Raw genomic sequence first — 13,358 nt, 5'->3', positions numbered from 1 at the left:
GCACCGCGACCCTGTCCGCCGGCCAGCAGTGGAGCGACCGGTACAACCTCGACGTCGCGGTGTCCGGTTCCAGCAACTGGACCGTGACGATGAACGTCCCGTCCCCGGCCGAGATGATCGCCACCTGGAACATCGACGCCAGCTGGCCGAGCGCCCAGGTCCTCACCGCCCGGCCCAACGGCAGCGGCAACAACTGGGGCGTCACCATCAAGCACAACGGCAACTACACCTGGCCGACGGTCTCCTGCAGCACGAACTGACCAGGCCCTCCGGTACCCGCCCCAGCGGCGCGGCGGCTCGCAGACCGCCGCGCCGCGCCGGCTGCTCCCGGGCCGGGGAGATCAGGCCGCGGACGGGACCGCGTCCGGCCGCGACGGACGTCCGCCGGGCGTCACCACTTGTAGTCGAGGAACTTGCCGTCGAAGGTGACGACGACCCGGTCTCCCTCAGGGTCGGGACGCCGGGAGACGTCGACGCGGAAGTTGATGGCGCTCATGATCCCGTCACCGAACTCCTCGTGGATGAGTGCTTTGAGCGCGGGGCCGTAGACGGACAGCGCCTCGGTGAAACGGTAGATCGTGGGGTCGCTCATCAGCGCCGGGTCGATGCCGCGGGCGGGCTGGAGCTGCAGGCTCTCGGCGACCGTTTCGTCGAGAGTGAGCAGGCGGCAGACCTGCCCGGCCTGCTCCGCCGTCATCGGGTGCTGGCCGAGCAGCGCGGCGGTCGTCCACACGACCGGCGCGCCGATCTCGTCGGCGATCTCGGACCAGGACAGGCCGAGCCGTGTCCGGGCGGCGACCACCAGGTCGGCGGCCTCGGACCTGCTCATGATCGGTTTCATATCGGTCTCCTCGCGATCGATGCGGTGTACCAGGCTTCCGTGCCGGGAAACCGGAAGCCACTCACGGGAGGGCGCCGACACGAACTATTAACCGACGGTGCCGCCTGATTTCGAGCTCAAGACCGGCGTGTTACGCCCGCGTACCGGCGTGTTACGCCCATGTGGCAGCGGGAGAACGGGCGGTTCGCGGCCGAGTGAGTGTCCGGTCACACAAGACGTCCTTCGTCGTCACGAGCGGGAAACCCGCGCTGGCCAGACTCGGCTGGACGGCTCGCGGGCCGCCCTCCAGGGGGCCGCGGCCGCCCTAGCGAAGGAGAGGTCATGTCCTACCTGAGCCCATCCGAATTCTCCAGAAAGATGGTGGACGCCGGTGAGGCCAAGGTCTTCATGTCCACCCGGGACACCGTGATCCGGGCGTACATGGCGGGCGCCATTCTCTCGCTGGCCGCCGCGTTCGCGGTCACCGTCAGCGTTCAGACCGGGGAGCCGCTCGTCGGGGCGCTGCTGTTCCCCATCGGGTTCTGCATGCTGTACCTGCTGGGGTTCGACCTCCTGACCGGTGTCTTCACGCTGGTTCCGCTCGCGCTGATCGACAGGCGGCCGGGGGTCACGGTGCGCTCCGTCCTGCGCAACTGGGGACTGGTCTTCGCCGGCAACCTCGCCGGCGCCCTCACCGTCGCGCTGCTGATGGCGGTGATCTTCACGGTCGGTTTCTCGACCGGCCCGGACGAGGTCGGCCGTGCCATCGGCACGATCGGCGAGGGGCGGACGGTCGGCTACGCCGAGCACGGCGCGGCCGGAATGCTGACCCTTTTCATCCGCGGGGTGCTGTGCAACTGGATGGTCTCCACCGGTGTCGTCGCCGCGATGATATCGACGTCGGTCTCGGGCAAGGTGATCGCCATGTGGGGGCCCATCCTCGTCTTCTTCTACATGGGGTTCGAGCACTCGGTCGTGAACATGTTCCTGTTCCCCTCCGGCCTGATGCTCGGCGGGGATTTCTCGATCGCGGACTACCTCCTGTGGAACGAGATCCCCACCGTGGCCGGCAACCTGGTCGGCGGCCTGACATTCGTAGGGCTCACGCTGTACGCGACCCATGCGCGCACCGGTGCGAGCAGGCAGCGGCCCGTGGAGTCCACGGAGCAGGAAACCGGGGAGCCGGAGAAGGTGAGCGTGTGACGGATGCCCGGCCGTGTTGACGAGAACGGCGTATTAACGAGAACGCCGTGTTGACGAGAACGCCGTACTGACGAGAACGCCGTGGTCACCGCCGATTCTGGGACTGATCGATGAGTTTCCGGAGCCGTGCCGGTCTGATCTGGCATGAAACTTGCACCTGAATCCACAGACCTGAAGCCGGCCACCCCTGACGGAGGCTCCGGCCGCGGGACGCCCGCCGTGATCCGGCTGCTGGTCCTGGCGACGTTCGTGGTCATCCTCAACGAGACGATCATGATCAACGCGATCCCGCGGCTGATGACGGACCTGAACATCACCGAGCAGGCGGCGCAGTGGCTGTCGACGGCGTTCATGCTGACGATGGCCGCGGTGATCCCGGTGACCGGGTGGTTCCTGCAGCGGGTCACCACCCGCCGCGCCTACGCGATCGCGATGGGCGTCTTCCTCGGCGGTACGGCGCTGGCCGCGGTCGCGCCGGTCTTCGAGGTCCTGCTGCTCGCGCGGATCGTCCAGGCGTCCGGCACGGCGGTCATGATGCCGTTGCTGATGACGACCCTGATGACCGTCGTGCCCGAGCGGGACCGCGGCCGGGTGATGGGCAACGTGACGATGGCGATCTCGGTCGCGCCGGCGATGGGACCGGCGATCTCGGGTGTGATCCTGCAACTCGGCTCGTGGCGGCTGCTGTTCGTGGTGGTGCTGCCGATCGCGGGCGTGATCGCCTGGCGCGGTCTGGCGCAGCTGGAGAACGTCGGGGAACCGCAGGCCACGACCGTCGACTGGTTCAGCGTCGTCGCCGCGGCCGGCGGGTTCGGGTCCCTGGTGTACGGGCTGAGCCGGTTCGGCGAGGGCGGGACGGCGGGTCCCGCGCTGATCGTCCTGGCCGGGCTGGCCCTGATCGCGGTCTTCGTCGTCCGGCAGCTCCGGCTCCAGCGCCGTGACGTCCCCCTGCTGGACCTGCGTGTCCTGCGGCACCGCACCTACGCCCTCTCCCTGCTGCTGATGTCGCTGGGGTTCATGGCGATGCTGGGCGCGATGATCCTGCTGCCGATCTACCTGCAGAACCTGCGCGGCCTCAGCCCGCTGGAGACCGGGCTGCTGGTGATGCCCGGCGGCCTCGCGATGGGGATGCTCGGCCCGATCGTGGGCCGGCTCTTCGACCGCTTCGGCGCCCGCGTGCTGATCATTCCCGGGTCGGCGGGCGTCGTGCTCGCCATGGCCGGCTTCACGCAGATCTCGATGACGATGCCGTACTGGCAGATCCTCGGCCTGCACACGCTGCTCACGGCCTCGCTGGCCGCGGCGTTCACGCCCGTGTTCACCGTCGGGCTCGGGGCGCTCCCGTCGCACCTGTACTCCCACGGCAGCTCGATGCTGGGCACCCTCCAGCAGGTCGCCGCCGCCTTCGGGACCGCGCTCGTGGTCACCGTGATGGCCGGCCGGGCCGAGACCCGGATCGCCGACGGCGTCACTCAGGGCCTCGCCCAGCTCGACGGGATGCGCCTGGCGTTCGTCATCAGCGCCGCGCTGTCCGTGGCGATGGTCGGGATCGCCCTCCTGATGCCGAAGCGGGCGACTGCCGCCGACGAGTCCGAGCCGGTCGCCCTCACGAAGGCCGACGAGCCGGAGACGAACGACGACGACCGCCGCCTGGAGCCGGTCGGCTGAGCCGTCCCGAGGTGGCGGCCGGAACCCGCCGCCGGGCTCCCCGGTGTGCTCACCGGGGGGCTTTGACGGCCAGGTGGACGAATTCGGCGACGTTGTAGCCGAGGAGGCTCGCCGTGTCGGCCATCCCGGGCGTGCTCAGGAGCACGTTGGCCTCGACGGCGCTGAGGCTGCGATGCCAGCGGGTGTCCGCCCTGGGCTTCCCGTCGTTCCAGTAGGCCCGCGCGTGCTCCACGAACTTCTCCGCCTCCGCGCGCCCGTCTCCGTCGAGCCGCTCGATGTGCTGGACCAGCTGCCCCTCGCCCACGTAGGGCACGAAGGAACTCCAGTTGCCGCCCGTGTCGTGGAGCCCGGTGCCATCCGGCCCGGCGTCGAGCGGCAGATGCAGGAAGGCGGCCAGGCGCCGCAGGGAACGCTCTCGCTGCGCCATGTGGTCCTCGTAGCGGATCACCATGTGCGGTAGCCCGAACGTGTTGGCCGTGCGGAGGGCGTCGACGTAGGTGTCGCGCCAGATGTTCGCCCCCTGCCACAGCGGTTCCCCCGTCCGGTTCCGGTGGCTGGTCGCGAAGGCGACCGGGTTGCGGGCGGTGACGATCACGTGCAGGGGAGAGCGGTCCGCCTGATCGGGGCTCAGCTGGTGGACGGCACGCCGGAGCCAGCCGACGTACTTGCTCCCGTCGATGATCGCCGACGCGCCGAGTGACCGCGCGAGCCGGTCGTGCAGGCCGAGGATGTCCTCGTGGGTCGCGTGCTCCCGCAGCTCGTCCGTGAAGTGCGGGCATGGCCTGCCGAGCAGGGAGCAGGGCCCGCAGCCCCGACCGGACGTCGGATGGCTCATGCCGGGGATCTGCGTGAAGTTGTTCAGCTCGCCGGCATAGTGGGCGTTCCCGATGCGAGTGGTCATGTCGCGGCCGATCAGGGTCGACCCCGAGAACAAGGTGCCGACGACGAAGACCGATGTCGGATGCCGATCCGGCGTGTCCACGCAATCCCCCCGCGATATCTCTTCACCGGCCGGTAGGAACGAGACGGCCGTGCCGGACATTGTGCCCGCTACCAGTGGGTTCGGTGACCACCGAGGACCGCCGGGCGCGCGAAGGGGCCGGGCACCGTCGCCGGTGCCCGGCCCCTTGCGCGACCTGTCGGCTCGCCCGCGGGGGCGTCCGGTCAGGTCAGTCGAAGTAGTTCGGCTGGGACTGGGCGTTCAGCTCGCCGAGCCTGACGCGCTTGGCCTTGTCGGTGCGGCGGTCCCGGATGTCGATGACGTCCAGGCCCAGCTGGATGTCGCTGGAGTAGATGAAGCCGTTGTAGTAGTACGCCGACCAGCTACCGGCGATGTTCAGCTCCTCCGACCACGGGCCGCGGTCGAACCAGGCGATCTCCTTGGGATTGCGGGAGTTGGTGAAGTCCATGACCGAGATGCCGCCCTGGTACCAGGCCTGCACCATGATGTCCTTGCCCTTCACCGGGATCAGCGAGCCGTTGTGGGCCACGCAGTTCTCCGCGTCGGTGTTGTGGCGCGGGATCTTGTAGTAACTGCGGAACTTCAGCTTGGCGCGCTTGCCCTTGCCGACGATGTCGTAGATGGCGTTGGCGCCCTTCTCAGGCCCGACCTCCGCGTTGCAGGTGGCGGCGCCGCCACCGCCCAGCTCGTCAGTGAAGACGATCTTGCTGGCGCGGTTGTTGAACGTCGCCGAGTGCCAGAACGCGAAGTTCTCGTCGTCGCGCACGCTGGTGATGGTGCGCGGCTCGAGCGGATCCGAGATGTCGAACAGCACGCCGTCGCCCATGCAGGCGCCGGCCATCAGGTCCTTCTCGGGGTAGGCGGTCAGGTCGTGGCAGCCCGAGGTGGCGCTGGTGCCGTTCGGCCATTCCGTGTCCGGCGGGTCACCGGGGTTGCCGCCGTCCGGGAACAGCACCGGCTCGGCCGCCACGTGCGCCGCGGTCGGGTTCTCCAGCGGCACCTTCACGACCGAGATGAGGTCGTGCGGGGGCTGGCAGTCGGGGTAGGTGCCGTCCGGGCGGTACGAGGACACGTAGATGTAGGCCGTGCGCTTGCCCGGGACGAGGGTGTTGGTGTGCGAGCCGCACTTGGTCTCGACGGCCTTGACGTAGCGCGGGTTGCGCACGTCGCTGATGTCGAAGATCTTGATGCCCTCCCACGCCGACTTGTCGGACGCGGGCTTGGACACGGACTGGCACGAGTCGTCGCTCCGCGAACTGTCCGTCGACAGGAACAGCAGGTCCCCGGAGATCGACACGTCGTTCTGGGATCCGGGGCAGTGCACCACCGTGACGACCTTCGGCTTCCACGGCCGGCTGATGTCGTAGACCGTGAAGCCCTCGTAGTTGCCGCCGAAGGCGTACTTGCCTTGGAAGGCCCAGTCAGAGTTGAGGGCGTCGGGTCCGGCGAGCGGTCCCTGCTTGGGGATGTTCGCCAGGTGATGCATGTTGGGGGTCTTGGAGATGCCGTCGTCGGGTCCGCGGTCGGCCGATGCCGCCGGGATGAACACCGAGGACATCACCAGCACGATGCCGGAGACGATGCTTACGAGGGTCCTGCGTCTGGTTCTTCGCTTGGGAACTGGCGCCACACCTGACTCTTTTGTCACACCTGACTCCTTTGTCTGCATGCCCCCCGGCGAACATGTTCTGATCTTTCAGGAGTATGAAGCCTTTCGGGGTTGATGCCTAGGTCTGAACACATATGTGAGCGTCTCGATATCAAAAGACCCTTTTGTGGCGTCACGCGCTGCGGATACGGTCCGAGGTGGGTGACGGCCGGACTGGGAGGCTCGATGCGGCATCGGATCGCGGTGACGGGTGCGGTGGTCGTGATGGCCGCCGGCGTCCTTGCAGGGTGCGGCGGCGGCGACGAACCCGAGGCGGCCCCGTCCGAGTCCGTGCTGGTCCCGGGACGTCCGGGCGAGCCCAACAAGACCGAGCTCAAAGGCCCGAGCAAGCCCGCGGAGCCGACCGCGGCCGAGGTCAGGTTCATCCAGATGATGATCCCGCACCACGCCCAGGCGCTGGAGATGTCCGCGCTGGCCCCGGACCGGGCGTCCGACGGGCAGGTGCGCTCGCTGGCGGAGCGGATCGACGCGGCGCAGAAGGTCGAGATCGCGGCGATGAAGTCGTGGCTGGAGAAGAACCCCAAGGCCGTCCTGAAGGCGCACGGCGAGAACCACGGGGCGCATGGCACCGGCGGCATGGCGGGAATGGCCACGCCGGAGCAGCTCAAGCAGTTGCGGGACGCGCGCGGCGCCGCGTTCGACGAGCTCTACCTGAAGCTGATGATCACTCATCACCAGGGCGCGATCACCATGGTGAAGGACGTCGTGGACAAGGGCACCGACGTCACCGTCCAGGAGATGGCACGGGACGTCGAGTCGACCCAGCTGGCGGAGATCGGCCGCATGCGGCAACTGCAGCAGGGCTGAGGACCGAATACCGGCGCCGAGACCACATACCGGCGCTGAGGATTACGTACCGGCGCTGAGAGCGACGTACCGGCACTGGCCGCGCCTTGTTCGGCGCGCGGCGCAGCCAGTGCCGGAGACTCAGACCCGGGCGATCAGGTCGATGACCACCCGAAGTGCGCGTTCTCCTGCGTCCCTGCGTCAACCGAGACACTACAGGCTTATTGGCGCTGCGCCAATAGCTGGCCGCACGAACGCGAAAGTGGCGGGGACCAGCCGAAGCCCGGTCCCCGCCACTCGTTGCCGCCACTCGCTACCAGCCACTCAAGGCGTCCGTCGTCAGCGCAGGTGGGACTCGATCGCCTCGATGATCCGCGGCCGCATCTCCGCCGCGCCGATGACGGCGTCGACGGAGCCGACCTCGACCGCGCGCCGGATGTCGTGCACGCGGTCGAACTCCGTGGCAACCTCGCCGAGCTTCTCGGTGCGGACCGACGCGCGCAGCTCGTCGAGCTCCGCGGTCAGCGCGGCGCGGTCGGCGCCGGTGGCGGGCGCGACGCGGGCCTCCAGGTCCCGCACGCGCGGGTCGGCCGCGGTGCGGGCGTCGACGTCGCGGGCGAACACCACCGCGGCGGCGGGGGCGCCGCCCAGCACCGAGGCGAACGAGCCCTCCAGCGCGAGCACGGTCATGTTCGGGTTCAGCGCCTTCGAGAACACCACGAACGCGCCGCCGTGGTACCGCGAGATCACGCAGAACACGATCGGCCCGCGGAAGTTCACGATCGCGCGGCCGATCTCGGCGCCGTACTCCAGCTGCAGCTTGCGCATCGACTCGGGCGAGCCGTCGAAGCCCGACAGGTTCGCCAGCACCACCAGCGGCCGGTTGCCGCTGGCCGCGTTGATCGCCCGCGCCGCCTTCTTCGACGACTGCGGGAACAGCGTGCCCGCGGTGTAGGTGTCCGGGCCGTCGGTGGGCGGGAAGCCGCGCCTCGGCACCGCCTTCGACTCGATGCCGAGCAGGCACACCGGCATCCCGCCGAGATGGACGTCCTGCACCGCCGCGGTCTCCGCGTCGGCCATGCCCGCCCAGCGCTCCAGCACCGGGTGGTCCTGGTCGGACAGCGCCCGCATCACGGTCCGGATGTCGAACGGCTTCTTGCGGTCCGGGTTGGCCGCGGCGGAGAAGATCTCGCCGACGGTCGTGAAGTCGCTGCCCTCCACGGCATGCGGGAAGCCCGAGACGTCGCGGTCGACGGGGTCGCTCGTCCACGCGCGGCGCGGCGCCTCCTCGCCGGGCGCGACGTACGTGTGGTCGTAGTGCGACATCAGGACGTCCCGCGCGGCCGTCAGGCTCGGCGCCCAGTACTGCGCCTGCCCGTTCGGGCCCATCACCCGGTCGTAGCCGCCGATGCCGAAGTTGTCCTCGGCCGACACGCCGCCGGAGAAGTCGAGCGACTGCTTGCCGGTGAGCACCATCGCCGACTCCGGCGTCATCACCAGGATGCCCTTGGTGTGCATGAGCATCGTCGCCTCGGCGTTCCAGTACGGCTGCGCGCCGACGTTGATGCCCGCGACCACGATGTTGATCTCGCCGCCGTCCTGGGTGAACTCGACGATCCGCTTGAGCGCCGCCGCCACCCAGTCCATGTTCTCCGTGCCCGACTCCATGGAGATCCGGGCGCCGGCGGACAGCGCGTACCACTCCACCGGCACCCGCATCCGCTCCGCCAGGTCCAGCGCCGCGACCACGCGGCGGCACTCCGCCTCCGACAGCGCGCCGAGCGCCTTGGTCGGGTCGCCGAGCAGCACCACCCTGGCGATGCCCTGCGGATGACGCCGGGTCGTCGTGGTCACCACGCCCGCGACGATCGCGGCGGTGTTGCGTCCCCGCGGCCGGTCGACCGGCACCAGCGCGTAGCCGCCCGCCCCGTCCTCGCCCCCGTCCTCTTCGAGGTCGTGCTCGGCGAAGTCGCCCAGCATCCGGGTCAGCTCGTACGGGTACACGGTGCCCCGGCTGCTCGCGCGCAGCACCTTCTGCCGGTAGCCGTCGAGCGGCTCGACCGGCTCGTCGGACGGCTCGCCGACGGTCAGCCTCGTCCCGCCGGCGGCGTCGAACGCGACGCGCACGGCGATCTTGTGCAGCTCGCCGGTCGCCTTGTCGCGCTGGCGCCCGATGATCAGCAGCTCCTCCAGCCCGGCACCCGCCGTCGTCGGCACGACCCGCCGGGCCAGCGTCTCCAGCTCCGCGCGGGTCAGCTCGCTCGGCGGCCAGACGTAGACCACGATCCGGTTGGTGGGGAACCGGTTCTTCGGCGGCCGCCGCGTCCGCGCCCGGCGGATCGAGTCGACGCAGGTGGCGATGGTGTACTCGGCGGTCGGCAGGGTGAGCAGCCGGCCGTCGTGATCGCGCAGCTCGGTCAGATCGCGGACCTGCGCGAACGCGACGAGGCGGTCGTCGGACGGGTTCTCCCGCGCCACGCACCGGTAGAGGTAGACCTCCTCGTCCGAGGACGGCAGCCGGGTGAGGTCGAACCCGCTCAGCCGCTCCATCTGCATCCGCTGCGCGATGTAGGGGTGCAGGCCGCGGATCAGCCGCTCCTCCGTCATCCCGGTGGCCGACGGGCGGAACGTGAAGTGGTGGTGCATCACCGCGCCGTCGCGGGCCGCCACGGTGGCGGTGAGCCTGCGGACCTGCTCCGGCAGCGGACGCGCGTTGACGGCCTCGTGCAGGGCGGTGGCCATCGCATCGAAGTCCTCCGGCTGGTTCTCCCAGGCGAGGTAGATGTCGGCGTCGATGGCGTTCGCGCCGTCCGCCATCTCCGCGAGGCCGCGCAGCGCGCCGTCCAGCGCGTCGAAGCCGACCGCGGCGGAGACCAGGTGCGAACCGGCGCGCTCGGCGACCACGAACCTGCAGCCCGCGACCTCGCTGGTGCGGACGCCGGTGAGGCCCTTGTTGCCGTAGTACCGCCGGGTCAGCACCTCCAGCATGACCGAGTTGTCCCGGTCGTCGCGGATGAGGCGCTGGCCGAGCAGCCGCACCAGCGGCTCGGTGCTGCGCACCATCTCGGCGATGCGCTCCGCGCGGTCCGGCGCGTCCGGGTGGACGTCCAGGTGGCGGAGGTGCCGGCGGACGTTGGCGTAGACGCGGGCGCGGTTGCGGCGCAGCAGCGGCTGGGCGTACCAGGCGAACACCACGCCCGCCGCGAGGTCGTACACCACCGGGAAGCGGACCTGCGTCGCGGCGATCAGCCGCTCCAGCGCGAGACCGGCGGGCTCGCGCAGCTCCTCGTCCGGCGGCGGCTCCCGCAGCCACGCGCGCAGCAGCGCCGTGACGACCGAGGCGTCGGCGGACGCGCGCTGCTGGGCGAGGAAGATCCGGAACACCGCGGCTTCCAGCTCGGGGGAGCGCTCCAGCTCGGCGACGCCGTAGTGCCCGAGCGCCTTGGCGAGCCTGGCCTGGAACGCCTCCGGCAGCGCCGCCCGCTCGATGTCGAGGCTCTGCAGGTAGCTGTGGAAGTGCTCGCGGGCGCTGTGGACGTGGCTCTCACCGCCGTCCCCGCCGCCGTCACCCGCGCCGTCACCCGCGCCGTCCTCGCCCGCCGGCCGGTTGCGGCTCAGCTCGGCGAGGTCGGCGAACACGTCGACGAGTTCGATCTCCTGCGCCAGCGTCCGGTGGCCCTCCTCGGTGACCGCCCGGCGCGCCGCGAGGTAGTCGTCGAGTACCCGGTGCCCGTCGTGCGGGTCGGTGTCGAAGCCCAGCAGCAGGCTGCGCAGGTCCGCCTGGCCGCGCGTGGCGCGCTCCCGTGCCGGGACCTTCGCGGGCGCGTCGGGCAGGTCCAGCTCGACGGACACGGCGGCCGGCGCGTCGGCGTCCTGGGCGTCGTCGGCGAGCGGCTCCAGCCGCAGCAGCGGCGCGCTCGTCTCCACCTGGCTGCCGACCGAGACGAGGCACTCCTTCAGCCGCGCCTTGAACGGCGCCCGCAGCACCGTCTCCATCTTCATGCTCTCCAGCACCAGGACCGGCGCGCCCGCCTCGACCTCGGCGCCGATCTTCAGCGGCGTGTCGACGACCAGCGCCGGCGCGGGGGAGCGGACGACGCCGCCCTCGTCGCGGCTGATCCGGTGCGTCACGCCGTCCACCTCGACCATGTGGATCGGCCCGTGCGTGCCGGTGAGCAGGTGGTACCGGGCGCCGTTGACGACGATCTGCCCGGTGTACCGGTCGAAGCGCTCGAGTTCGACATCGGCGGTGCGGGCCCCGTCCCCCGTGCCGGCGCCCGCGCCGTCACCCGCCTCGACGCCGACGCGGAACAGGTGCGCGCCGATCCGCGCGACCCGCACGCGGTAGCCGGCGCCGCGCAGCTTGAGCTCCAGCGGCCGGCCGCTCTCGTGCCGCACCTGCGGGCGCCCGCCGAACGCCGTCGACAGCAGCCGCTGCCGCTCGGCGCGCTCCTCCTCCTCGTACGCCTCGATGGCGGCGGCCGCCAGCGCGACGGCGGAGTGCCGGTGCGAGACCAGCCGGCCCTCGCCGCGGACGCGGTCGATCCAGCCGGTGTCCGCGCTCGCGTCGATCACCTCGGGCTGGTCGAGCAGGTCGAGCACGAAGCTCTTGTTCGTCGCGCCGCCCTCGATGATCACCGCGGTCTGCGCCATCGCCCGGCGCAGCCTGCCGAGCGCCTCGTCGCGGTCCCGCCCGTAGGCGATGATCTTCGCGATCATCGAGTCGAAGTCGGCGGGGATCGTGTCGCCCTCCCGGACGCCGGTGTCCACCCGGATGCCGGGCCCGGCGGGCAGGTCCAGCCGCGCGATGCGGCCCGGGGCGGGCGCGAAGTCGCGGTCCGGGTCCTCGGCGTTCAGCCGGGCCTCGATCGCGTGCCCGCGCTCCACCGGCGGCCCGCCGTCGAGTTCCCGATCCCCGAGCTTCCCGCCGGACGCGACGTGCAGCTGCGCCTTGACCAGGTCGAACCCGGTGGTGGACTCGGTGATCGGATGCTCGACCTGCAGACGTGTGTTGACCTCCAGAAAGGCGAACAGCTCGTCGCCGGGGTGGTAGAGGAACTCGACGGTCGCCGCGCCCCGGTAACCGACCGCGACGGCCAGCCGCTCGGCGGACGCCTTGAGCTCGGCCGCCTGCGCCGCGCTCAGCACCGGAGACGCCGACTCCTCGATGACCTTCTGGTTGCGCCGCTGCACCGAGCAGTCGCGGACGCCGAGCGCCCACGCGGTCTCGCCGTCCGCGATCACCTGGACCTCGACGTGCCGGGCGCCGGTGACCAGGCGCTCCAGGAACACGACACCGCTGCCGAACGCCCGCGCGGCCTCCTGGCTGGTGCGCTCGTAGGCGTCGGCGAGCTCGGCCTCGTTCGTGATCACGCGGATGCCGCGTCCGCCGCCGCCGGCGGTCGCCTTCAGCATCAGCGGGTAGCCGACCTCGGCCCCCGCCGCCAGCGCGGCGTCCAGGGTCTCGACGGCGCCGCGGCTCCACGGCGCGACCGGCACGCCGACCTCCTCGGCGATCAGCTTCGCGCCGATCTTGTCGCCGAGCTTGCGCATCGCCTCCGCGTCCGGCCCGACGAAGGTGACGCCGACCTTCTCGCACAGCTCCGCGAACGCCGGGTCCTCGGCGACGAAGCCCCACCCGACCCACGCGGCGTCGGCCCCGGACTCCACCAGCGCGCGCTCCAGCACCTCCAGGTCGAGGTACGGCCGCGCGGACGCGGGACCGAGGTCGTAGGCGGCGTCCGCCTCCCGCACGAACGTGGCGGTGCGGTCGACGTCGGTGTGCAGGGCGACGGTCTCGATCCGCGTCCCGGTCTCCGCGGCGATGTCCCGTACGGCGTGGATGAGCCGCATGGCGGCCTCACCACGGTTGACGATGGCGACACGACTGAACACCCGGCCGAACCCTCCTGTAACCGACACTGCCTGTAACCGACACTGCCTTGCGAACGAACCTGCGCACGCCGCCAGACGGCGGCCGACCGTGTTCACCTTTCCTTCTACCGGCCCGTAGCGCCATGTCGGTGACAGCGCACGCTGAGCGCCCCCAGTTGTGGGAAACCTGCAAAACCGACCGCGGCCGCGCCACGCGCCCGGCCGCCCGATCCGTACGGGCGCCGAATCCGTACGGGCGCCAAAGAGGTTGCGACGCGTGAGGTGATCTAGGAAGGTCGCTCGGATGAGGCCCCTCGCACCCTCCGATCCCACCCGGATCGCCTCCTACGAGTTGCTGGCGCGGCTCGGGGCGGGCG

The 13,358-nt window shown here is 70.8% G+C and carries 7 protein-coding genes and 1 pseudogene; 4 read left to right on the top strand and 4 right to left on the bottom strand.

All coding sequences use genetic code 11. The features are described 5' to 3' along the window. A pseudogene (locus E1285_RS37300) lies at positions 1 to 260 on the top strand (1,4-beta-xylanase); the annotation flags it as partial. A 131-nt stretch (positions 261 to 391) separates the two neighbouring features. Here E1285_RS37300 and cynS read toward each other — a convergent pair. Next, complete coding sequence (gene cynS, locus E1285_RS37295; RefSeq protein ID WP_207947104.1) at positions 392 to 829, bottom strand: cyanase; 438 nt, start codon at positions 827 to 829, stop codon at positions 392 to 394. Between the two features lie 333 nt (positions 830 to 1,162). Here cynS and E1285_RS37290 point away from each other — a divergent pair, with 333 nt between their 5' ends. Both E1285_RS37290 and E1285_RS37285 read left to right on the top strand, forming a co-directional pair. Further along, complete coding sequence (locus E1285_RS37290) at positions 1,163 to 2,023, top strand: formate/nitrite transporter family protein (protein WP_132159310.1); 861 nt, start codon at positions 1,163 to 1,165, stop codon at positions 2,021 to 2,023. Positions 2,024 to 2,242: 219 nt separating this feature from the next. After that, positions 2,243 to 3,691, top strand: a complete 1,449-nt coding sequence (locus E1285_RS37285; protein ID WP_207947102.1) for an MDR family MFS transporter — start codon at positions 2,243 to 2,245, stop codon at positions 3,689 to 3,691. 49 nt (positions 3,692 to 3,740) lie between these two features. Here E1285_RS37285 and E1285_RS37280 read toward each other — a convergent pair whose 3' ends face one another. Both E1285_RS37280 and E1285_RS37275 read right to left on the bottom strand, forming a co-directional pair. Then, on the bottom strand, positions 3,741 to 4,673 hold the full coding sequence (locus E1285_RS37280; protein ID WP_132159308.1) for a hypothetical protein: 933 nt from the start codon (positions 4,671 to 4,673) through the stop codon (positions 3,741 to 3,743). Between the two features lie 187 nt (positions 4,674 to 4,860). Then, the gene (locus E1285_RS37275; RefSeq protein WP_243723313.1) at positions 4,861 to 6,210 is read right to left on the bottom strand and encodes a hypothetical protein; all 1,350 of its coding nucleotides are present in this window, start codon (positions 6,208 to 6,210) and stop codon (positions 4,861 to 4,863) included. Positions 6,211 to 6,486: 276 nt separating this feature from the next. Here E1285_RS37275 and E1285_RS37270 point away from each other — a divergent pair, with 276 nt between their 5' ends. Then, positions 6,487 to 7,128: a DUF305 domain-containing protein gene (locus E1285_RS37270; RefSeq protein WP_132159306.1), complete on the top strand. Its 642-nt coding sequence runs from the start codon at positions 6,487 to 6,489 to the stop codon at positions 7,126 to 7,128. A gap of 318 nt (positions 7,129 to 7,446) precedes the next feature. Here E1285_RS37270 and E1285_RS37265 read toward each other — a convergent pair whose 3' ends face one another. Next, positions 7,447 to 13,002: a carboxyl transferase domain-containing protein gene (locus E1285_RS37265; RefSeq protein WP_132159305.1), complete on the bottom strand. Its 5,556-nt coding sequence runs from the start codon at positions 13,000 to 13,002 to the stop codon at positions 7,447 to 7,449. Positions 13,003 to 13,358: the final 356 nt, after the last annotated feature.

The organism is Actinomadura sp. 7K507, assembly GCF_004348425.1.
Classification (GTDB): domain Bacteria; phylum Actinomycetota; class Actinomycetes; order Streptosporangiales; family Streptosporangiaceae; genus Spirillospora.
Note: the sequence above shows the minus strand (reverse complement) of the source record. Positions and strands in the feature narration are given on the sequence as shown.